Annotated in this window: 28 protein-coding genes and 1 tRNA gene; 13 read left to right on the plus strand and 16 right to left on the minus strand. The window is 43.3% G+C overall.

Features of this window, described 5'->3' with window-relative positions; translation table 11 throughout:
- From RMZ42_RS31315 to RMZ42_RS31360, 10 genes are all read right to left on the minus strand, one after another.
- On the minus strand, window positions 1-248 hold a 248-nt coding region (locus tag RMZ42_RS31315; protein WP_322675079.1), incomplete at its 3' end, for a glucose-6-phosphate dehydrogenase.
- 448 nt (window positions 249-696) lie between these two features.
- Complete coding sequence (locus tag RMZ42_RS31320; protein ID WP_322675080.1) at window positions 697-3,354, minus strand: VapE domain-containing protein; 2,658 nt, start codon at window positions 3,352-3,354, stop codon at window positions 697-699.
- 179 nt (window positions 3,355-3,533) lie between these two features.
- The gene (locus RMZ42_RS31325) at window positions 3,534-3,827 is read right to left on the minus strand and encodes a hypothetical protein (protein ID WP_322675081.1); all 294 of its coding nucleotides are present in this window, start codon (window positions 3,825-3,827) and stop codon (window positions 3,534-3,536) included.
- Entirely contained in the window at window positions 3,827-4,045 is a 219-nt protein-coding gene (locus RMZ42_RS31330) for a hypothetical protein (RefSeq protein WP_322675082.1), read from the minus strand. The genes RMZ42_RS31325 and RMZ42_RS31330 overlap by 1 nt, the downstream gene beginning before the upstream one ends.
- A 6-nt stretch (window positions 4,046-4,051) precedes the next feature.
- Window positions 4,052-4,279, minus strand: a complete 228-nt coding sequence (locus tag RMZ42_RS31335; protein ID WP_322675083.1) for a hypothetical protein — start codon at window positions 4,277-4,279, stop codon at window positions 4,052-4,054.
- An 11-nt stretch (window positions 4,280-4,290) separates the two neighbouring features.
- Window positions 4,291-4,428, minus strand: a complete 138-nt coding sequence (locus RMZ42_RS31340; RefSeq protein ID WP_322675122.1) for a hypothetical protein — start codon at window positions 4,426-4,428, stop codon at window positions 4,291-4,293.
- Window positions 4,429-4,431: 3 nt separating this feature from the next.
- The gene (locus tag RMZ42_RS31345) at window positions 4,432-4,773 is read right to left on the minus strand and encodes a hypothetical protein (RefSeq protein WP_322675084.1); all 342 of its coding nucleotides are present in this window, start codon (window positions 4,771-4,773) and stop codon (window positions 4,432-4,434) included.
- Window positions 4,706-4,972, minus strand: a complete 267-nt coding sequence (locus RMZ42_RS31350) for a hypothetical protein (protein WP_322675085.1) — start codon at window positions 4,970-4,972, stop codon at window positions 4,706-4,708. Before RMZ42_RS31350 ends, RMZ42_RS31345 begins: the two co-directional genes overlap by 68 nt.
- A complete protein-coding gene (locus RMZ42_RS31355; RefSeq protein WP_322675086.1) occupies window positions 4,938-5,165 on the minus strand; it encodes a hypothetical protein in 228 nt (75 codons plus the stop codon). Before RMZ42_RS31355 ends, RMZ42_RS31350 begins: the two co-directional genes overlap by 35 nt.
- A gap of 93 nt (window positions 5,166-5,258) precedes the next feature.
- The gene (locus tag RMZ42_RS31360) at window positions 5,259-5,741 is read right to left on the minus strand and encodes a hypothetical protein (protein WP_322675087.1); all 483 of its coding nucleotides are present in this window, start codon (window positions 5,739-5,741) and stop codon (window positions 5,259-5,261) included.
- Window positions 5,742-6,059: 318 nt separating this feature from the next.
- Between RMZ42_RS31360 and RMZ42_RS31365 the strand changes: the two genes are divergently transcribed.
- The 11 genes from RMZ42_RS31365 to RMZ42_RS31415 all read left to right on the plus strand — a co-directional run bounded on the left by RMZ42_RS31365 (window position 6,060) and on the right by RMZ42_RS31415 (window position 11,797).
- Window positions 6,060-6,314, plus strand: coding sequence for a helix-turn-helix transcriptional regulator (locus RMZ42_RS31365; protein WP_322675088.1), 255 nt, complete (start codon window positions 6,060-6,062; stop codon window positions 6,312-6,314).
- A gap of 306 nt (window positions 6,315-6,620) precedes the next feature.
- Window positions 6,621-6,950, plus strand: a complete 330-nt coding sequence (locus RMZ42_RS31370) for a hypothetical protein (RefSeq protein WP_322675089.1) — start codon at window positions 6,621-6,623, stop codon at window positions 6,948-6,950.
- 83 nt (window positions 6,951-7,033) lie between these two features.
- Window positions 7,034-7,402, plus strand: a complete 369-nt coding sequence (locus RMZ42_RS31375; protein ID WP_322675090.1) for a hypothetical protein — start codon at window positions 7,034-7,036, stop codon at window positions 7,400-7,402.
- 82 nt (window positions 7,403-7,484) lie between these two features.
- Window positions 7,485-7,691, plus strand: a complete 207-nt coding sequence (locus RMZ42_RS31380; protein WP_322675091.1) for a hypothetical protein — start codon at window positions 7,485-7,487, stop codon at window positions 7,689-7,691.
- Window positions 7,688-7,870 carry a hypothetical protein gene (locus tag RMZ42_RS31385; protein WP_322675092.1) on the plus strand — a complete coding sequence of 61 codons (183 nt, stop codon included), beginning with the start codon at window positions 7,688-7,690 and terminating at the stop codon, window positions 7,868-7,870. The genes RMZ42_RS31380 and RMZ42_RS31385 overlap by 4 nt, the downstream gene beginning before the upstream one ends.
- Window positions 7,867-7,989, plus strand: a complete 123-nt coding sequence (locus RMZ42_RS31390; protein ID WP_322675093.1) for a hypothetical protein — start codon at window positions 7,867-7,869, stop codon at window positions 7,987-7,989. Before RMZ42_RS31385 ends, RMZ42_RS31390 begins: the two co-directional genes overlap by 4 nt.
- Window positions 7,979-8,341, plus strand: a complete 363-nt coding sequence (locus RMZ42_RS31395) for a hypothetical protein (protein WP_322675094.1) — start codon at window positions 7,979-7,981, stop codon at window positions 8,339-8,341. Before RMZ42_RS31390 ends, RMZ42_RS31395 begins: the two co-directional genes overlap by 11 nt.
- Window positions 8,338-9,585 (plus strand): hypothetical protein, encoded by a 1,248-nt coding sequence (locus tag RMZ42_RS31400; RefSeq protein ID WP_322675095.1) that lies wholly within the window; start codon window positions 8,338-8,340, stop codon window positions 9,583-9,585. The genes RMZ42_RS31395 and RMZ42_RS31400 overlap by 4 nt, the downstream gene beginning before the upstream one ends.
- Window positions 9,586-10,068: 483 nt before the next feature.
- Window positions 10,069-10,320, plus strand: coding sequence for a hypothetical protein (locus RMZ42_RS31405; protein WP_322675096.1), 252 nt, complete (start codon window positions 10,069-10,071; stop codon window positions 10,318-10,320).
- The gene (locus tag RMZ42_RS31410; protein WP_322675097.1) at window positions 10,317-10,652 is read left to right on the plus strand and encodes a hypothetical protein; all 336 of its coding nucleotides are present in this window, start codon (window positions 10,317-10,319) and stop codon (window positions 10,650-10,652) included. Before RMZ42_RS31405 ends, RMZ42_RS31410 begins: the two co-directional genes overlap by 4 nt.
- A gap of 2 nt (window positions 10,653-10,654) precedes the next feature.
- Window positions 10,655-11,797, plus strand: a complete 1,143-nt coding sequence (locus RMZ42_RS31415; protein ID WP_322675098.1) for a tyrosine-type recombinase/integrase — start codon at window positions 10,655-10,657, stop codon at window positions 11,795-11,797.
- Between the two features lie 46 nt (window positions 11,798-11,843).
- On the opposite strand, the gene ylqF is transcribed toward RMZ42_RS31415, so the two are convergent.
- From ylqF to RMZ42_RS31440, 5 genes are all read right to left on the minus strand, one after another.
- Complete coding sequence (gene ylqF, locus RMZ42_RS31420; RefSeq protein ID WP_322675099.1) at window positions 11,844-12,725, minus strand: ribosome biogenesis GTPase YlqF; 882 nt, start codon at window positions 12,723-12,725, stop codon at window positions 11,844-11,846.
- A 60-nt stretch (window positions 12,726-12,785) separates the two neighbouring features.
- A complete protein-coding gene (locus RMZ42_RS31425) occupies window positions 12,786-13,169 on the minus strand; it encodes a VOC family protein (protein ID WP_322675100.1) in 384 nt (127 codons plus the stop codon).
- A gap of 183 nt (window positions 13,170-13,352) precedes the next feature.
- The gene (locus tag RMZ42_RS31430; protein ID WP_322675101.1) at window positions 13,353-13,931 is read right to left on the minus strand and encodes a Uma2 family endonuclease; all 579 of its coding nucleotides are present in this window, start codon (window positions 13,929-13,931) and stop codon (window positions 13,353-13,355) included.
- A gap of 329 nt (window positions 13,932-14,260) precedes the next feature.
- A tRNA-Arg gene (locus RMZ42_RS31435) sits at window positions 14,261-14,333 on the minus strand.
- 44 nt (window positions 14,334-14,377) lie between these two features.
- The gene (locus RMZ42_RS31440) at window positions 14,378-15,565 is read right to left on the minus strand and encodes a murein hydrolase activator EnvC family protein (protein ID WP_322675102.1); all 1,188 of its coding nucleotides are present in this window, start codon (window positions 15,563-15,565) and stop codon (window positions 14,378-14,380) included.
- Between the two features lie 159 nt (window positions 15,566-15,724).
- On the opposite strand from RMZ42_RS31440, the gene RMZ42_RS31445 reads away from it, so the two are divergent.
- Window positions 15,725-16,015, plus strand: a complete 291-nt coding sequence (locus RMZ42_RS31445; protein WP_322675103.1) for a hypothetical protein — start codon at window positions 15,725-15,727, stop codon at window positions 16,013-16,015.
- A gap of 158 nt (window positions 16,016-16,173) precedes the next feature.
- Here RMZ42_RS31445 and trmFO read toward each other — a convergent pair whose 3' ends face one another.
- Complete coding sequence (gene trmFO / locus RMZ42_RS31450; RefSeq protein WP_322675104.1) at window positions 16,174-17,490, minus strand: FADH(2)-oxidizing methylenetetrahydrofolate--tRNA-(uracil(54)-C(5))-methyltransferase TrmFO; 1,317 nt, start codon at window positions 17,488-17,490, stop codon at window positions 16,174-16,176.
- Window positions 17,491-17,878: 388 nt separating this feature from the next.
- Between trmFO and RMZ42_RS31455 the strand changes: the two genes are divergently transcribed.
- Window positions 17,879-18,136 (plus strand): hypothetical protein, encoded by a 258-nt coding sequence (locus RMZ42_RS31455; RefSeq protein WP_322675105.1) that lies wholly within the window; start codon window positions 17,879-17,881, stop codon window positions 18,134-18,136.
- Window positions 18,137-18,566 lie beyond the last annotated feature (430 nt).

The following is an 18,566-nucleotide window of genomic DNA, read 5'->3' on the forward strand; positions in this document are numbered from 1 at the left end:
CAATTTTTGTTGCTACCACTGGCTTGATCGGGGGAAACTTCCAGCGACAAACGAACGATCATACGTGTTTTCCCGTCGGCTGCCACCCAAAAATTATTCGCTTGGCAAGCTCGTTCCGTATAACCAGGGCCTTCAACAACAGTCAATCCCGAATTGATAGTAAAAAGTGCCGATCCGAGCCATGCCGCAAGTTTTTCTAATGTATCTATTTGAGATGGAATATCTGTTGCTGGATTAAATGCTGTCATTTGAAGAGATTTATAAATAGTTACTCTTCAGTTTTATGAGGCAATGAAAATTGTGTAAATGTTCCACTTTTATGTAAAAAAGGAACATCTTTACTGAACCAACATATTGCAACGACTGAATTCTAGAAAGATTACTGTTTTTGTTAATTTAAAATATACCTGTTTAACCATTTGGCAGGGTTAAACCGGAAGTCATACCCCCAACAAATTTTCAACAGCCTGAGTAGCTGTACTGATTTCGATAGGAAAATAAATTATACAAATCTTTAAACTAGGGCGGATTTGATGAAAAGTTCGCTAAAACCTCAGTGTTAACCGCGCTTGTGAGAAATAGCGATCGCACTTGCCTTAACCCTCTAAGGCGAATACCTTGGGGGTGGAAATATGAATTGCTGATGCGCGATCGCTTCGACTTGTAAGGTAGAAGGGCGATCGCGTTTCATTTTTTTTACGTCTCCTCAAACTCCCCAAAGTAAGCAGTGGCGACTGTGTTCTTGGGAGTTTTGAAGATGAAGTGGGTGCTAGATGGCGAATTGGGTACACCTTGGAGAGTACAATCGTCAATCCACTCGTAATCCTCCTCTCCTAAAATTCTTACTTTGAACTTGCAAGTTTCAATTTTGGAACTGAACTCTTTTCTTCGCCTCTCCTGCCACTGCTGAATCACACCACATTCTTTGGCTAATCTGGGCAGCACTCTTTCATCTGGATCTCCCTTAATACTCTTGGTTAATGTCTGCCCTTCGGGAGTTTGGAATTCAAACCAGATTTTGCTCTCACCAGTTCCAAAACGGTGATAAGGTTCAGCGCTGACGCTGACCGTTCCAAAGTCTGTTTCGATTTTAAAGGTGGAGGGTTCAACTTCAACTATTTGGTAGTAGCGACACTTTGGCGGTCGGGTAGTGGGGGTAGTCGTCTTGCTATGTACATTATTTTTTTCAGAAAAGTTTGGTAAATCTAATGGATCTAATGGATCATCTGGATCAAGCTTGCTGTGACTGGGTTCTGGATGATCCATTAGATTTTTTTCTAATGGATCTAATGGATCACTGATAGACTGCTGTATCGGTTGAAGCAACTCAACTTGTTCGTACTGATCCAGATGATCCATTAGATTTTTTTCTAATGGATCATGTTCAAAGCCTTGCTGTGTCTGGGTTGATCCAGATGATCCATTAGATCCATTAGAATTCTCAACTTTTCTGACCCACACTCGTAACGCATTACCTTTTTCCCATTTCCTTTGTTGATGCCATCCGTTGATTTTCAGAATGGCCGCAACTCTCTTTTCTCCCAGTTTGTCTTGACGGGCTGTCTCTACGCCTAAAGCATTCAATAAAATATCGTGAGTTGTTGCCCATCCCTTGCACTGGATATATGGAAGAACAATTTCTTCCCACGGGTCAGACGATTGATATTCTTTGTTGGCTTCAGCTTGCAGGGCATACTCAGCATGAGTCAAATACCAAAGGTGTCCCATTTGATAAAGGTGGTTTGCAGCTGCCCAAATCAAATCTCGTTCGCGGACGAGTTCGTCAACGGGAATCAATTGGCTAACGGGAATAATTAAAAATCGGCGGTTGCCTGTGGGGTCGTTGAGTAGTTCTTGTTCGTTGGAGGTTCCAACTAAGATGCAAGACCTAGGTTGCTCTTTGATTTGGCGATCGTAAGGATAACGGAAAACGTCTGTGCGGCTACTCAAGAATTTTTTGATGGAACCAACATCTTTTCTTTTGTAGATATGCTCAATTTCGGGTAACTCTAAACCCCAAAACTGGTGCAGCTTCATTAACTCATCTTTCTCGCTACTGTCGCTCAATTCGTCGGTGAACCAATCAGTACCAAATAACTCCTGCCAAAAAGTACTTTTCCTCAAGCCCTGTGTGCCAACAAGAATACAAGCGTCATCAGCTTTACACCCTGGCTGTCTGGCTCTGGCTACGGCGGCGATTAGTGTTTTCCTTATATATGTGTTGTGGAGTGGGTCGGCACTGCCAAAGTACTTGAGGGCAAGATTGTCTAAGATTGATGTATCTGGGCTGGGATATCTCTCTGCTAGGCTGTTGAGATAGTCAACAACTGGGTTGTATGCGCTGCGCTTGGCGATCGCCATAACTATTGAGAGTGAATCTTCCTTTGAAACGTCCATATCAAAATTCTCGGCAATGTCGAATTTTAATTGGTCTAAATCCATCGTGGAATCATCTAATTCAATTTGTTTTTTAAGTAGATTCAATCGAATGGAATCGCCCCATCCCTCTCGAACGATTTTGTAGGCACGATAGAGTTTAGATTTTCTCTCTTCACCATCAAAATCAAATTCTTCAGCTTTGCGTTTTTCGTCTAGCTCTTTCTTCCACTCTTCTATGGTGGTTGCCTCCTCAATCAATTTTCTAAATTCATTACCACCTTTGGTAGCTATAAAGTCATCCAGCCCCTTTAGGCTGATGTCAGGCAAAGTTATAATCATCACCTTTGAACCAGTGGCAGACAGGTCACGGGCTAAAGATATTAAAGCATTCTGCACAGGTCGTTTTTCAACAATGTCAGCATCAAAACAGAGATAGAATGTTCGTCCAAACCCTGCGAAGGATTCTAGCCAATAGTGTAAGCGTCCAAACTTTCTACAAGTGGAAACACCGGGAATACTGATGGTTGGAATACCCAGACTTATACCTGCACCTGCCTTTTTAGCACCTTCGGTAATGATAATGGGCTGGCTTTTATCTTCTATTATTCCCTTCCAAAAATCCTCAATACCTGTGTTCAAAAATAAGGGTGCTGTGTTAGCTCCTGTTGCGCCTATGTATTTTTGAGGCTTACCTTTTCTATCAGATGGAGGTGTATCTGGTTTTACTTGAACCCCTTCTAATGTGTTTTCTCCAGTCAATGGGTCAACTCCAGAAACACACCATGCGGGTACTAGGTGGTCAGAATGCTTGTGGCGGCTTTTAGTATTCCGGTTTAAGATTTTATCGAGTTCTCTAGAGTCTTCGATTGTTCGGAAGTTAAGCCTGATTATTGTATCCGAAATAGCACTAGATTTAAATTCTTTCCAGTGGCGTTCTAGCACACCGTTAACAACACTAAGGGTAGATAAAATCATTGTTCTACCCTCCAATTAATGTTATAATGGTTAGCAGAAAAGGAAGATTCCTTAATCTTTTTTTGAAAGTAATTTTTCATACATTTATTCCTTTTTGACTCTAGCTGATTCCTGGGGTCTTTTTTTTGTTTTGGTTAGTTAACATGATGATAAGCATTTGTTAACTGTTATTTGAAGCTTCAAAATTCCCCATCAGATGACTGGTATTTGCGTTGCTCGTCTTCTTCTAACAATTTGAGGATCTGCGCTGCGGCAAAGGAGCGATCGTAGTGTGGCAGCCCAGAGGTGGACATTGCCGCTAGGAGGCACTTGATTTCTTCGGGGCGATCAACCGACAAGTCGGGGACTAATGCCAGCATCAGCCTTCCATAAGCCCGTACTTCCTTATGAGTCAACTTGTCCCCTTCCTTGTTGTTTTTGATTTGTTCAAGGAAATGAACGATCGCTTTAGTTGAGCCATCAAAACCAAACATTAGGCATTAGGGGTTGGGGTATCGGTCAGTTGCAGGTAAAGCAGAAAGTTGTCTAGCTCCTCCTCGTTCAACAGGAGGCGCGATCGCTTCCCGTAATATTTCTGCAAATGTTCTCGACCTTGTTCTACCGTCCAGCCCAGGCGCTGCATCTCGGTATCTATCTTGGTCATGAGGTCTTCGAGTCTTTGTCCTTCGGTTTTTGGTCGGTCATTGGTCATTAGTCATTAGTTGTTAGTGGCGGTACTGGACTGTTGCCGCCTATCTTTAAGGCTTGTCGCCATTTGGTGGATATTTTCTTCTAGCTGGCACGACTTAACTACCTCTGGCAGTCCATCAATGAGAAATGCCGCGATCGCTGCTAATTCACCCTCGTTTAAGTCCGGTTCCAGGGTTGCTATGTAATCTACAAGTCGATTTACTTTACTGATGATTAGCTTTGTCAAAGTTTCCATAAAGTCATTAGTTAACGCGATCGCTTCCCGTAATATTTCTGCAAATGTTCTCGACCTTGTTCTACCGTCCAGCCCAGGCGCTGCATCTCGGTATCTATCTTGGTCATGAGGTCTTCGAGTCTTTGTCCTTCGGTTTTTTGGTCGGTCATTGGTCATTGGGGATTCCGCTTGTGCTTCATCTCTGTTGCTGCCTCTTTGAAGCGCTCTACTAGCAAGGGGTTCTCTTGAAATAGCTTTGGCAAGCTATGTAATGTAATTGCTGCTAGCAAGTTGGCTTCGTTGGGTCTTAAGTCTGGGTCGAGGGTGCGGATGTAGTCGATTAATTGGTCTAACGCATAAATGGCTAGAATCCTTGTATCAACTGCCTTTGCTGAGAGTTTGTATTTTCTAGTCATTGGGCATTGGGCATTGGGTAGGAGCGATCGCTTAAGGAAATTCGGTACGAAGGTGTTCTGGCACTCGTTGCCACCAAGTTTTGATTTCTCCGTTTTCATCCAAAATGCCGATGTAAAAGTACTTGGGGAAATCAGGATGCTGAAAGTTGATCCACTCCGGCGGGGGTGGCAGATGTTTTTTTGCTGTCTCAAATAATTCGCCAGCATCAATTAGTTGTTCGGGTTCTTGTTGGCTCATTGGGCATTGGGTAGGAGCGATGGCACTATCTAGCAGGGGTGAAATCAACGTAAAGGTCATACCCTACATAAAACTGAGAGGCTGCCTCTGGGTTGGTGATTTGGAGTTCAATTCGACCGGCTGGTGTCGCTTTCCAGAAAGCCTCGTTTTCTGCACTGGGCGGGTTGCTAGTTACCGGGGTAAGAATAACTGTGGCTGTCTGGGTTTCGTGGTTGAAAGTATTTTGCTGGCAGGTGAATTTAGCTCTGATCATTGGTTTTGTTCCTTGGTGGTCTGTGGTCAATAAAAATGGCGGTTGACCTTGAGGAAGAGTCAGCCGCCGCTAAACTTCAAAAAAGAGAGTTAGCTAACGCCGATCGCGTTCCAAGTCGGAAATTACTTTTTCTAGATACCAACCGTATTGTTTGCCTGGGTAGGCATTGCTTGCGTGCAGTAATAGACGTTCGGCAGAGGTAGCATCTCCTTGCAGCATTACCAGAAGCTGTGAATACATTTCGCAGTCTCTGAGTTCGTCAATACCGTGCTCCAAGTTGTAAATGACTTTCGCCAGATACCAGTTATCATGCCTACCTGGAAACCATTGGCGCTGTTGCAGTAGTAATTGTTTGGCGGTAGAAACATTGCCCTGCAACATCTCCAGGAGTTGGGCTTGTAGTTGGCGATTCCTGGGATTAGTCAGATAAGTATTGGAGTATTTGGGTTGTCGCTGGGGAGAGGGTTTAGATTTGTGGTCTTGCTCTTGTTTGGCGTAATAGTAGTAACAGCAGTAGCAGATACCTGGCAGCAAGTAAATTATTGCTTGCAAAATCCAGTAAGTTAAAATTTCCATAAATTGAGTTGGTAGAGCAACTCAATCCACCATCTACGGGTTTTCTTGATGTAAGCATCAGAGGATACCCGTATTTTGTTTAGATTCACTTATTTGTCCGGTCATAACATTTTTTACCTGTTTTACTAATCAGCACGGTTAAATGCATCAACCATCACTGCAATAAGCGTCCGTTGGATAGTAGGCATCGCCGTCTCTAATTTGTTGTGAGATTCTAGAAAATGAGCGGTGATATTGACCGCTCATGTTGTTTATGGAATTGGCGCTTTTTTCAACAGGTTTTAAAAACCGCTTGATTTGAGCGCCTGCTATGATATTATGACTGTAGAACAAAAAAGGCAACAACTGGCACCTAAATCAGTGTTAAAAGCTCTTAGAGAAAATGCAGGTTTGTCACAGGAACAGCTTGCTGTTTACCTTGGTATCGCTGTTTCCACTCTCAGAAGATGGGAGAACGAGGGGATGGAACCCTCAATGACTAGACACCAATGGCAGCTTTTTTGCCAGAACGTTGGTGTAGCGTTTGACGCACTGCCTCCGAGTTTAGCTGCTCCTGCTGAAGCCACTGCCTAAGTAAAAGGAAGAAAGCTAACAGTAGACCAATACAAAGCTAGTCAGGGCCTATGCCCTGAAATATTGTCTTGCAGATATTCTGCCTCTAGCTCCAACCCCACCCCAAACCAGACAGAGATAGCAGCCTGCCAGCACTGAGCAAATACCAAAGACCTGCTAGGGGGAACTGACAACGGACAACAGACAACTGCATTCACCCGTAAGTCGTAGCGTCGCGGGGTTAGCAGCCATTAAAAATCCAGAGCGAAATGCCCTGGATATCCTCAACTAAATTCGTTCAAAAATAACTTTGAAAGAGTGGATGAAATGAATGTAACAGAAATAATTACCTACATCGAGCAGAACTTTAACCGCACCCAGGCAACAGGCTTAAACAGCCTAATTTTCCTAGCGCTGCGGGAACAGACCACCGTCATGCATCAAAAAAAGGAATGGGGTTTTGATGATATCCCAGTACCTATTGCTAGGTGGTGCGATGAACTTCAAGACCAATACCTTTTAGCGATCGCAACAGCGATCAACACCCACTTGTTAGACGAGCTAACGAACAAATCAATGTTTGCGAACAGCGCTCAAAACCATGTTGTACAAGCAATTGAGCCACAAAAGCAACCCAGTTTGTTGAGCGACTATTAACGCACTATCGACCAACTAATGAGGCACACATCACCAACTAATGACCCACTGTCGATTAACTAATGAGGCACTCGTGACCCACTATGACCGACCAACAAATAACAGATCGAGCCATTACTAACGGTAAATCGACCACCAACAAGAGCGATCGCAAAGGTAGACCACGAGAGTGGAAAGAAATGGCAGACGATCCGCTCTCAGAGGGGTTCGATTCTCACCAAGCTGAATACGTCGTAGGTAGAACTCAGGTAGGCTTTGGGACTTTAGAACCAGGTCAACTGTTTTCTCGGTCAAAAACTGGGAAAAGCCTTTACGTCAAGCTTAATGATGGTCGGGCAGTTTGCCTTGATACTCGTCAACCGATCGAAGTTAGCCCAACAAGGCGAAAAACTTGGCAGATATGGCTTGTAACCCTTTTTAACAGCACTACTGCTACCAAAGCCGATTTTTAAAGGCGATCGCCATCCGCACAGATACGCGATCGCCCAGGAGAAGGGCGGTGTTTTACAGAGAAAACAACACGTTACCAAGATTATGACAGAAGACATCAACAAATCCTACGTCCAGCGTTATGTTGACCGAGCGAAGTCCACAGACAGTATTGCTGAGAAAAACAACTGCCTCTACCGTGCCGGAACGCACATGGAGGTAATCGACTGCAACGGCAATGACAACCTAACACCAGATCAGCAGCAGACTGTATTGAATGCCGCCGACAAATTGCTAGGGGGTCAATCATGACTAACAAAAAACTTAGCGATTTGGTCGTTGAAGTCTCACAAAAAATCTCCGAGATATACAACCATCCTGAGTACCAAGAGATAGATTCCAAAGGGTATGAATCAGATGCGACGCTCGGCGACGCTTACCAGGCAATGGTTGACCTGAACGCCCAGATCGTAAAGAAGGAGCAGGAGTGAATCAAGTAATGATCCTTGTTTGCACCACAGCAGCTCTAGTCATTGCGATCGCCGCCCTGTGCAAACAGGAGAGCAATCGTCCTTTCTACCTCAAAATCGAGGTGCAGTATGGCAGATGAGCAAAAAATCGTCGTTGAAGTTCCGAGCGATCGCGGTCATTATTCCCCAGTTCCCATTCCCCAGTTATCCAGGTTGGAGGAATTTAAAAAGGGGTGGATAAAGGCGATCGCCCTCCCAGACAATCTACCAGACATGGCTTTTGAACTGACAAGCTGTGTTGCAATTCCGGCTCTATTTAGCAGCTGCTGGGTAAATTTGCCTATTCCCACTTTTATGAGATTAGGCTTGGTGGGGTTGCTGTCCGTTGCTGGAATCTCTCTGTTATATGTGCGTCAAGCCGTGCCAGAGGTTAAGGATGCCTTATTGCTTCGCGTCGGGCTAATTGCGATCGGAGTATTGATCGGCTTATGACTAGCAGCTTGCACCCATCCCAGTTACACCAGCACTTACAAATGTATGCCCGTGCTAAGTGGTCATCCTGGGGTGGTTTAATAGTCAGCTTGAGTTTACTGTCATTAGGAGTTAGCCAGAAACCGAGTGTCAAACCTTGGGTGCTTGCAGCTTCCGTTGGCACGCTAGAACTAGGACGGCGACATCGCCAAACAGCCAAGCTACTCTCTGAATCGCTTGGCGATATCGACCGAGCATCACGGCTAAACTTCCAAGCCTGGGCAAAAGCTAACACTCAACCAACAGCACAGCTAGCGCTGACAGTTGGTGCTATTGATGCCACCTGGCAACCAGAGAACTTAATCACCGATCCGGTTGAGTACATCCAGAAAAAGCAGAAACACGTTGCTTTAGTAGGTGGCACGGGTGACGGGAAGTCAACCTTTACCCAGTTCCTATCCTCTAAAATCGGTGGTAGGGTCATTGTCTACGACAGTGACGCTAAACCAGATGATTGGTCATGGATCGATCGAGCCGATGTCATTGGCAGAAAAGGAAATTTCAAAGCCATCGACTCCGCAATGGGTAAAGACTTAGAAATTCTCGAAGACTTAGTTCAGCTTAGGGGTGAAGGAGGAGATAACGCGATCGCTGGTCGTGAGAGATTTCTAATTGCTGAGGAATTCCCAATTTTAGTAGATGAGTGTGATAATTCTACCCACTGGATAAAGCGACACGCCAAACGGGGCAGGCGATACAAGCAGTTCATTTGTGCGCTAGCCCAAAACGACACCGCCGAGAATTTTGGGTTGCAAGGTGACAAAGACACTCTTTACAGCTGCTTTGTGTTGGTACGCCTGGGGCAGTTTGGGCGCGACCACGCCAGGACTAAACTTAAAGATCCTCAACTAGAACAGTGGCTTAAAGCTGGCGGTAAAAGGCGGTTTATGGTCGATGACTGCCCCTGTGAACTTGACCTGAGTAACTGGGGAGCGGGGAGCATGGTGCAGCCAGAAACCTCCGGCGGGGGAAATGAGGAGGTGCAATTGCCCCAAGAACTCAATGAATATGAGCAAATCATCGTCACTTGGGGACAAGAGCATCCAGGGGAGATTTTGAAGGCCCGAGTACTCCAGCAAGCAAGCCAGCAATTTAAGAAAGATGACCCAGAGAACATCAGGATTATCTTTGCTTCCCTTGCTGATAAAGGCTTAGGGGAAGTGGTTGATAGTGGCGATCGCCTGGGCTGGAGGTGGTCAAAGTAATGCCTACAGTTTACCTACAGCCCGTCTACAGTCTGTAGGTAAAGCTTTCTAGGCAATTTATCTGTTTATTAACCAGTACTTGATTGGAAGTGCGATCGCTGACCACATCACCGATAACGACTCAAGAGTGCGTCTACACCGTCTACAATTTTTTAGCCCCAAAAAATCGCCGTAGACGGCAAAAGTAGCGCCAGCAAAGGTTTTGAGCAACTGTAGATAGATTTTTGAAACTACCAAAAATTTAACTTTTTTTAGGAGTTTTTTACAAATGGAAGTCGAAAACGAAAAATATTGTGTAGTAAAACAGTGTCACTGTGACGAGGAAGGAGAACAGATTTGCAAAAATTACATTGTCTTGCTTAGTTCTCTTCATCAATCCGAGACACCAATTTTTGTTGGCAATTCGTGGTGGGAATGCCATGAATATTTGCATCCAGGATATTTAGAAACCTTAAAAAAATCCAAATAATTTTTAAATCTGCAATGACTCAAAAAACTTGTCCTCAATGCGATTGCACAACCTTGAGATACCAAGGAAATTACGGCTACTGGGAGTGCTTAGACTGCGGTCATGTCTGGGCATTGGATGCTGATGACCCAGATTATGGCGACAGTATAACGTATGTGTATCAGGACACAAGTCTGTGTGGTACGTGTAATGGCGGCGGGTTGATTCAGGAAGAAGGCGAATTACTATGTTGTCCTAATTGCGACGGAACAGGGAGCATCGGATGAAAGTTGAGGCTATACAACTTCCTTACCAAGCTCATCCAGAAGGAGGGTTACTGGTAGTTGGTCTGCTGCAACTAACCGCAGAAGTTACCTTTATTTGCCCTCTGGTTTATTGCTTCCATGAGCATCTTAAGTGTTGGCTTAATGATTCTCCATGCTACTGGGAAGGAGAAGAATTCATGCCAGCAGTTGAGATCCCTGCTGAGGGGTATGAATATTCCAGAGCTTATTATCACTGGCACCCCCCGCTTCCAGAGCTTCAGCCTGATGAATTTTGGGAGGACGATTTACTTGTTTATTCTGATCAATTAGATGTTTTCGATGTCGAGGAATAGTTATGGCAATAACCGTAGACCCGAAAACGCAAAAATTAAATATTCGCTTTAGAGTTAATGGCTATCAAAAGCAATTCTATTTAGCTAGCGGACTTAACGATTTAGTCAAAAATAGAATTATTGTTGAATCTCGCTGGGAAGAAATTCAGCGAGATATCGCATTAGGGCGTTTTGATTCCACACTAAACTCATACAAATTTGGAAATTATCAGAATACCGCAATCCCGACAGAAAGGCTGTCTATAAATAAGCTATGGGATAAATTCTTGGCTTTTCAAACTCAACATTTGGAGCGTTCAACCCTAGAAAGTGATTACAAGCAAATAACTAAAATTGTTCTGGAATTATCAAGTCAATCACTTGAAGATGCTCCAAAAGTTCGAGATTGGCTGTTAGCTAAATACAGTTACCATACAGCACACAAAGCGCTTGCAGCTTTTTCCAGGTGCTGTAGATGGGCTAGTGACTCATGCTTAATTCATTCAAACCCTTTTGAAAAGATGCAGTTACCAAGTCCCAAAAGTCCCAGCAATGAAAAAAAAGCTTACACCCTAGAAGAAAGGGATTTAATCATCACCGCCTTTGAATCTCACCCCAAATTTTCACACTACAGTAGCCTGATTAAGTTTTTATTCTGGACTGGATGCCGACACGGAGAAGCATTTGCTCTGACCTGGGGGGATGTTAGCCGTGAATGCACCCGAATCTCTATTTCAAAAGCCTATGCCTCTCGCGTTCGTGTTGTCAAAGGAACCAAAAACAATAAGCGGCGTGTGTTCGCCTGCCTGCAAGGTTCTAAACTGCAATCCTTGCTTGCAGGAGTTAAACCAGATTCCCCAGATCCAAAAGAACTGATTTTTAAAAGCACGAGCGGGGAAAGGCTGAATTTAAACATTTTAGATAAATGCTGGCGGGCCCACAATGCCGGAGGGTATCGCTATATCGGTGTTGTAACAGAATTAGCTGACCAAGGCATAGTGCCTTATCTAAAGGCTTACAGTACTCGCCATACTTTCGCTACTTGGGCGATCGCTTCTGGAGCATCGCCCGAAAAGGTAGCTTACTGGATCGGCGATAACGTCCAAACAGTTTTGAGATACTACTGTCACCCAGATGTCACCAAAGCAGAGTGCCCAGACTTTTGATATGCTACTCACCTACTACTCAAAAACGGTCTGAAATGCTTGTAATCTAGTTAGGTGGTAATTCTAAACTCATTTCACCCAACAATCCCTTACGAAAATCTGTTAAAAGTTGCCTTGCTGTTCGCTCTACATCACCTTTGTAACGATGCTCTGCCAAGGCGTGTAAATAGGTATCTCCGGTGTCTGATGTTGAATCGAGTTGGTAACGAGACTGTAATGGTTTTTTTGGTAATAAATCTCCTGCTACAGCTTCTAAATAGTTGAGTAAATCCACTAAGGCTGCTGCTACTAGCTGGTTATCGTAAGATGCTTCACCGATATCATCACAAATAGCTAATTTCAAGGCTGCGTCTTGGTCTTCTAATCTCAAAGGGATGACACCAGGAGCATCAAGCAATTCTAAATGTTCGGAAATTCGCACCCAGCGTAGTTGGCGAGTTACGCCAGGACGAGCTGCACTTTCCACAACTCGCTTTCCCAACAGGCGGTTAATTAAAGCTGATTTACCGACATTGGGAAAACCAATCACCACAGCTCGCACTGGACGGGGTAACATCCCGCGATCGCTTCTTCTTTGATTAAGTTCTACCCCAGCAGCTTGCGCTGCCCGTGCTACTTCTGCTATACCTTTACCATGTTGAGCGTTGGTAAAATAAGGGACTTCTCCTTGACGTTTAAACCAATCGATCCATAGCGATCGCATTTGTGGTGTAATCATATCTACTCGGTTAAGTATCAACACCCGTTTTTTACCTTCTACCCACTCACCTATTTGGGGATGGTGAGTTGCTAAGGGAATCCGAGCATCTCGTACCTCAAACACCACATCTACACGCTTTAGCTGTTCTTTGAGCTTCTTTTCAGCTTTCGCAATGTGACCTGGATACCATTGAATCAGGTTTAATCTATAGTTTTGAGTTATAGCCATTTTTTTATTTGTCCTTTGTTATTTGTCCTTTGTCATTAGTCATTTGTCCTTTGCAAATGACTAATGACTCCCTGTAGCCGCTTGATGTAAAATCAGACGATTGCCATCAGGGTCATAGGTATAAATTTCTCTGCCGTGGGAAGCAATGGAAATGTCTCCTGGTGGAGGATAGCCCAAAGCAGTTAGGTGAGCGATCGCATCTTCTAAGTTACTCACCTCTAAACACAAACTTATCTTACTTTTGGCATTCGCTTCAAATTCTGATTCATTTGTGTTCTTTGGTTTAAAAATACCTAATCGCATACTAATTAAATTAAACTCAGCATAGACATTTGGAATCAAAATAACTGGCTTTTGCTCCAGCAATTTGGTATAGAAATTAACTAACTTCTCAAAATTAACCGATGCTATGGTGACAAATGCGTTAGTGTACTGGAAAACCATATTGGCTTTAAGTTAGTTGATTTTTTTGCTGAAGAAGTGCGATCGCCATCAAAAAAGATTTTCACTTTTCTAAAGTTATTACACTCAGCACTTGTGGCGGTGTCGAATCTGGTTTGAGCTTTAAAGGGAGTGTCGATGGTTTAAGCGAATTTGAGTAGAAATAAAATCAAGACAATCAGTTATCTATGCAAAAATATGCTGTAAATTTAAAACAAAACCAGGGAGAACATCTTCACCCGATAAACTTGTAGGAGATTGTAAAACTTCAGGTACCAGATTTGGGCGATAAATTATTACTTGTTTCTCTTTAGGATTAATTAACCAACCGAGTTGTAAGCCATTTGCTAAATATTCTGTCATTTTGGCTTTAGTATCTTCTACATCATCAGTTTCAGAAACTAATTCCACTGCAAAATCAGGACACAAAGGGAGAAATTTCTTTCTTTGTTCTGGAGTAAGAGCATTCCATCTTGCTATCCTTACCCAAGAAGCATCAGGTGAACGAGTTGCCCCATTTGGCAGTTTAAACCCAGTAGAAGAATCGAAAGCTTTTCCGAGCTTGTTCTGTCTGTTCCAAACTCCTAAATCAAGATACAGTTCAAAATTACGGTTTCCCGTTTCTCCCCCAGTGGGTGACATGATAATTAATTCCCCTTCAGCAGTTAACTCTAATCGTAATTCTTTATTCACAGCGACAATCTGTGCAAATTCCTCATCAGTAAATTGCAGATTAGCAGGTAATTGTAAAGTCAAAGCTGTCATAATTAAACACCATCAAAACTAAATATTGACCTCACTTCCATTCCTCTCTCCTACAAGGAGAGAGGCTTTGAGTTTCCCCTTTCTCTTATAAAAAAGGGGGCTAGGGGTTAGGTTTTTCTTCCCACAAAAATCCTAGTTGCATCAAACCCATGCGCGGCTAATAAGGAAGATTTAGCCTCTACCTCTATTTTAGGAATGCTCTAAATATTAAATACTAATTAGCCGCTCCATATAAAAAGAGTTCTGCCATACTTGATATAAGGCAGAAAACTGCTGTCAAATATAATTTGTCAACGCGGACAAATTATTAGTTAACGTACAAAAGGTAACGAGCGCGGAGGGATTTGAACCCCCGACCCACAGAACCGGAATCTGTTGCTCTATCCACTGAGCCACGCGCCCTTAATCTTCTATATTATAGCACGTCTGTGATAAAATTCGCAGCTTTAAAGATAATTAGCTGGGTCTACGGGTGTACCATTGCGACGAACTTCAAAGTGGAGGTGGGGGCCAGTTGAGAAACCTGTGGAACCGACAGCTGCGATCGCTTGTCCGCGTTCAACTGCTTGTCCCTCAGAAACATATAACTCGCTGGTATGCCCGTAGAGTGTAGTCATACCATTGCCGTGGTCGATAATTACCGCTCTGCCATAACCACCATACCAGCCAGCAAAAATTACTGTTCCCGAATCGGCTGCCCGAATTTTACTACCATAGCTGGCGGCAAAATCTAACCCGGCATGAAAGCGACGATAGCCAAGAATTGGGTGTATCCGCCAGCCGAAGGGACTGCTAGTAGGAGCATCACTAGGATATCCCATTACACCAGTTCCCCGAATGATGATACCTGTTCGGCTGTTGGTTTTTTCTTGGGCTTCTGCTACCTTTTGTTGAATCAAAACTTCCAGATTTTTGGATTCTCTTTCTAGCTGATTTTGTGCAGCTTCTAAGGCGAGGCGATCGCTATTCAGGCGTTGAATCAATTCTGATTGTGATTGTGCCTGGGTTTGATAATCGGCTTTTTGTGCCAACAGTTGCTCGCGAATTAAACCAATTTCGTTTTTTTGCTGTTCTACTTCCGTTTTTTGTTTATCGATCGAGTTTGCTTGGGTGTTGAGTTTTACCAAAATTTTCTGATCTGCTTGAAACACTAACTTCAACTGATGACGACGGCTGAAAAAGTCGCTGATATTTTCACTTTCGAGCAAAACTGCCCATCCCGCAAAAGCAGGAGATCGCTGGAGATAACGCAATCGTGCTACTGTTGCGATTTGCCGCTCCTGATACGAACGTTCTGCCACATCTAAATCAGCTTCTAACTGCTGGAGGCGTTGGCTAGCAAGTTGTAATCGTGATTCGCTCTCTTGAAGATAGCTATCTGTAGTTTGCAGATTTTGCTTTAAACCAGTCAGGTGTTTTTGGGCCTCTTGTTGGAGATTAGTTAAGCGATCGCGCTCTCCAACTACACCCTGACGCTGCTGGTTCATTTGTTGCTGCTGTTGTCGCAGAGTATCAATAGACTCTGTAGATGTTGCGTCGGCTGGAATTAATGCTAAACATATCCACAAAATACAGCAAAATGCAATAGATAAACAGCAATAAATCTGCTTTTTTTCTAGAAATCGCCCTCTCATAGTGCGAACCTAACTAAAACGATGCTTTCAAACACTATGAGGATTATTCCCAAAATCTGATTCACTCACTCCAACGCATTATTAAATTGGCCTGCCAAGTTGTAACACAAGGATTCTAAGTATGTCAGCATTGAGCAGGTTTATTAGCGGCTGAGATTTATGAACGCACGCATAGCAATTCTTTTAATTACCTTAGTTTTTCCAGGTTTGGCGGTGGTGGGAGTATCGTTGTATTGGTTTAATCTCGATTATGCAGCACTGATCAAAGCTGAAAACTATGTGGAAAACGTGGTAGAGGTCGGAGGAATAGTAAATGATAGACAGTTAGAGTATGCCTATCATCGCACCTACATTCATCGCATTAACGTATTTGCCGATGGTACCTGGGGATTGCTAGGAGGTGTAATTACAGCGCTTGGCATACATGGATTAGTCACTATTAAAAAATAGATAGAGGTGGGGAGATGGGGAAATGGTGGGACAAGGGGGATAATCAATGCCCAATGCCCCATGCCCAATGCCCAATGCCCCATGCCCAATGCCCAATGCCCCATGCCCAATGCCCCATGCCCAATGCCCAATGCCCAATGCCCCATGCCCAATGCCCATTAATTAAGATTAGCTTTCCAGGTTGCCAAATCAGTTAAAGAGCGATCGCGGTAACGTCCATAACGCTCTGGTTTACTTTTGATTTTCATTCCTAAATCGGGAAAAATCCCAAAATTAGGCGGCATTGGTTGGAAATGCTTCGGCGAAGCAGAACTAATAAATTCTAATAACGCACCGATCATGGTTGTTGGTGGTAAAACCAAAGCTTCTTTACCCAAAGCTAATCGCGCGGCATTAATTCCCGCCAAGCAACCACCCGCAGCCGCAGCAGTATAACCTTCAGTACCAATCAATTGTCCAGCCGCTAACAATGTCGGACGCTCTTTAAATTGCAAGGTAGGATGCATTAATTGAGGAGCATTAATAAAAGTGTTGCGGTGCATCACTCCCAGCCTGACAAACTCTGCTTTTTCTAAACTGGGAATTAATTGAAAGATGCGCTTTTGTTCGCCCCAACGCAGATTAGTTTGAAATCCTACCATATTCCACAATTGACCAGCTTTATCTTCTTGTCGTAACTGCACTACAGCATAAGGACGTTCCCCTGTGCGAGTATCTGACAATCCCACTGGCTTTAGGGGGCCGTAACGCATGGTATCTTCCCCGCGCTGGGCTAGTTCTTCTATGGGTAAGCAAGCTTCAAAAAATTTCGCCGTTTCTCGTTCAAAACCCTTGAGTTCTGTTTGTTCAGCTTTACAGAGTTCTTCCCGAAAGTGCAAGTACTGCTCTTTATTCATTGGGCAGTTGAGATAAGCGGCTTCACCTTTGTCATAACGTGATGCCATAAAAGCAATGTCACGATTAATCGATTCTCCGACGATAATCGGACTGGCTGCATCAAAAAAGCTGAGGTATTCCATCCCCGTAAAGCGTTGCAAATCTTCTGCTAAATCGGGACTAGTTAAAGGCCCGGTTGCTAAAACCACAATCCCTTCAGGAATTGCAGACACTTCACCCCGACGGAATTCAACTAAAGGATGACTCGCTAAAGTTTTAGTTAAATCTTGGCCAAATTCTCCCCTGTCTACGGCTAGCGCCCCACCAGCCGGTACAGCGTGTTCGTCAGCTTTTGAGATGACAATCGAACCGAGTTGGCGTAACTCTTCGTGCAATAATCCCGCCGCGCGATCGCTTGCCATTGCCCCAAAGGAATTACTACACACTAATTCTGCTAAATGTTCTGTATGATGAGCCGGACTAAATCGCTTTGGACGCATTTCATGCAGAATTACTGGCACTCCAGCTTGCGCTATTTGCCAAGCTGCTTCTGTCCCAGCTAGTCCACCTCCAATTACTTCTATCGGTTGTGTTTCCATAGTTAAATTTTAATTCCTATATTATAAGTATCCATCAGCATTACAGAAGTAAAATTAAATCAAAAGTGATGTTAAACCACAACAAGTGCAAATAAAGTATTGGGCCAATTGTAACGTTGAGACTACACTCTCAAGGTTTTTTACAATCGTTTTTGCCATAATATGAAAAGCCACGACAGCGTTGGGCTAAACATTTGTTAACTGGTACACTGCCAATAAGTGCGATCGCGTCCTCAGCCCTTGCCTTATTACATTAATCCAAAAATTAGCAAAATTAGTTGTAAAAGTAGGTTTTTTCGATATCAACCCTTGATTTTTGCTTTTTCCAAATGATACATTAAGTATGCATTCAATAATTAGCTAAAAATGCGTAATTGGGATGTGATTTATGACTAAAAACCAAATCAAAGATAACGTCGATTTAAATCAAGCTCCAGTTATGTTTATTGAAGAAATAACAGATGATCGGGAATTGAAAAGTGTATACGGTGGCGCAACGCCTGCTGATTCAGTATTACTAAACCCTAAGATTATTGCTGCTCTTGCAAAGCGCGGTATTATATTGCCTGACGATCCTAACAACCCAAATACATTAACAGTAGAGGCGTTGTCTGCTTTAAAAGAAATTTTGGCTAATGAGACGTAGTAAATACAAACGATTTCTATTAACTGTAGCGATATGCAATACTAGGGCGTGTTTTCAAACACGCTCTATTCTCAAAAATAGGTTAATCTAAATAATCCTGAAATTATACAAATGGCTTATCAAAGTCATTTGATATTGTAATCAAATCTTTGGCACTACCAAATAACAGCAGTTTTCACTCCTTCCATGCTTGGGCGCGTGTTCAATGGTAACAGACAATAGACTTCTTGGCATTGTAGGGAAAAGGGGAAGGGGTAATAAGGTAAAGGTATGGAATTTTCCTTTACCCTTTAACCTTTAACATGCACCCCAATATCCTGGCATTTGTTATTTTTGCAAGATGTCTAATCAACCCAACACGATGAACAAACACAAGCTTGTCTGAAAGAAAAGCGATCGCTATCCCCAAAAAAAATTAACATTAACCTTA

The organism is Nostoc sp. DedQUE05 (assembly GCF_034530955.1).
Taxonomy (GTDB): domain Bacteria; phylum Cyanobacteriota; class Cyanobacteriia; order Cyanobacteriales; family Nostocaceae; genus Nostoc.

Coding starts and splice junctions, on each gene's coding strand:
- RMZ42_RS31395 (WP_322675094.1), top strand. CDS start 7,979: ATGGCAGATGAGCAAAAAATCGTCGTTGAAGTTCCGAGCGATCGCGGT.
- RMZ42_RS31410 (WP_322675097.1), top strand. CDS start 10,317: ATGAAAGTTGAGGCTATACAACTTCCTTACCAAGCTCATCCAGAAGGA.
- RMZ42_RS31320 (WP_322675080.1), bottom strand. CDS start 3,354: ATGATTTTATCTACCCTTAGTGTTGTTAACGGTGTGCTAGAACGCCAC.
- RMZ42_RS31350 (WP_322675085.1), bottom strand. CDS start 4,972: ATGACCTTTACGTTGATTTCACCCCTGCTAGATAGTGCCATCGCTCCT.
- RMZ42_RS31335 (WP_322675083.1), bottom strand. CDS start 4,279: ATGGAAACTTTGACAAAGCTAATCATCAGTAAAGTAAATCGACTTGTA.
- RMZ42_RS31425 (WP_322675100.1), bottom strand. CDS start 13,169: ATGGTTTTCCAGTACACTAACGCATTTGTCACCATAGCATCGGTTAAT.
- RMZ42_RS31360 (WP_322675087.1), bottom strand. CDS start 5,741: ATGGAAATTTTAACTTACTGGATTTTGCAAGCAATAATTTACTTGCTG.
- RMZ42_RS31380 (WP_322675091.1), top strand. CDS start 7,485: ATGACAGAAGACATCAACAAATCCTACGTCCAGCGTTATGTTGACCGA.
- RMZ42_RS31370 (WP_322675089.1), top strand. CDS start 6,621: ATGAATGTAACAGAAATAATTACCTACATCGAGCAGAACTTTAACCGC.
- RMZ42_RS31340 (WP_322675122.1), bottom strand. CDS start 4,428: ATGACCGACCAAAAAACCGAAGGACAAAGACTCGAAGACCTCATGACC.
- RMZ42_RS31375 (WP_322675090.1), top strand. CDS start 7,034: ATGACCGACCAACAAATAACAGATCGAGCCATTACTAACGGTAAATCG.
- RMZ42_RS31445 (WP_322675103.1), top strand. CDS start 15,725: ATGAACGCACGCATAGCAATTCTTTTAATTACCTTAGTTTTTCCAGGT.
- RMZ42_RS31415 (WP_322675098.1), top strand. CDS start 10,655: ATGGCAATAACCGTAGACCCGAAAACGCAAAAATTAAATATTCGCTTT.
- RMZ42_RS31455 (WP_322675105.1), top strand. CDS start 17,879: ATGACTAAAAACCAAATCAAAGATAACGTCGATTTAAATCAAGCTCCA.
- RMZ42_RS31405 (WP_322675096.1), top strand. CDS start 10,069: ATGACTCAAAAAACTTGTCCTCAATGCGATTGCACAACCTTGAGATAC.
- RMZ42_RS31440 (WP_322675102.1), bottom strand. CDS start 15,565: ATGAGAGGGCGATTTCTAGAAAAAAAGCAGATTTATTGCTGTTTATCT.
- RMZ42_RS31330 (WP_322675082.1), bottom strand. CDS start 4,045: ATGACCAATGACCGACCAAAAACCGAAGGACAAAGACTCGAAGACCTC.
- RMZ42_RS31345 (WP_322675084.1), bottom strand. CDS start 4,773: ATGAAAACGGAGAAATCAAAACTTGGTGGCAACGAGTGCCAGAACACC.
- RMZ42_RS31400 (WP_322675095.1), top strand. CDS start 8,338: ATGACTAGCAGCTTGCACCCATCCCAGTTACACCAGCACTTACAAATG.
- RMZ42_RS31325 (WP_322675081.1), bottom strand. CDS start 3,827: ATGTTTGGTTTTGATGGCTCAACTAAAGCGATCGTTCATTTCCTTGAA.
- RMZ42_RS31430 (WP_322675101.1), bottom strand. CDS start 13,931: ATGACAGCTTTGACTTTACAATTACCTGCTAATCTGCAATTTACTGAT.
- RMZ42_RS31355 (WP_322675086.1), bottom strand. CDS start 5,165: ATGATCAGAGCTAAATTCACCTGCCAGCAAAATACTTTCAACCACGAA.
- RMZ42_RS31365 (WP_322675088.1), top strand. CDS start 6,060: ATGACTGTAGAACAAAAAAGGCAACAACTGGCACCTAAATCAGTGTTA.
- ylqF (WP_322675099.1), bottom strand. CDS start 12,725: ATGGCTATAACTCAAAACTATAGATTAAACCTGATTCAATGGTATCCA.
- trmFO (WP_322675104.1), bottom strand. CDS start 17,490: ATGGAAACACAACCGATAGAAGTAATTGGAGGTGGACTAGCTGGGACA.
- RMZ42_RS31385 (WP_322675092.1), top strand. CDS start 7,688: ATGACTAACAAAAAACTTAGCGATTTGGTCGTTGAAGTCTCACAAAAA.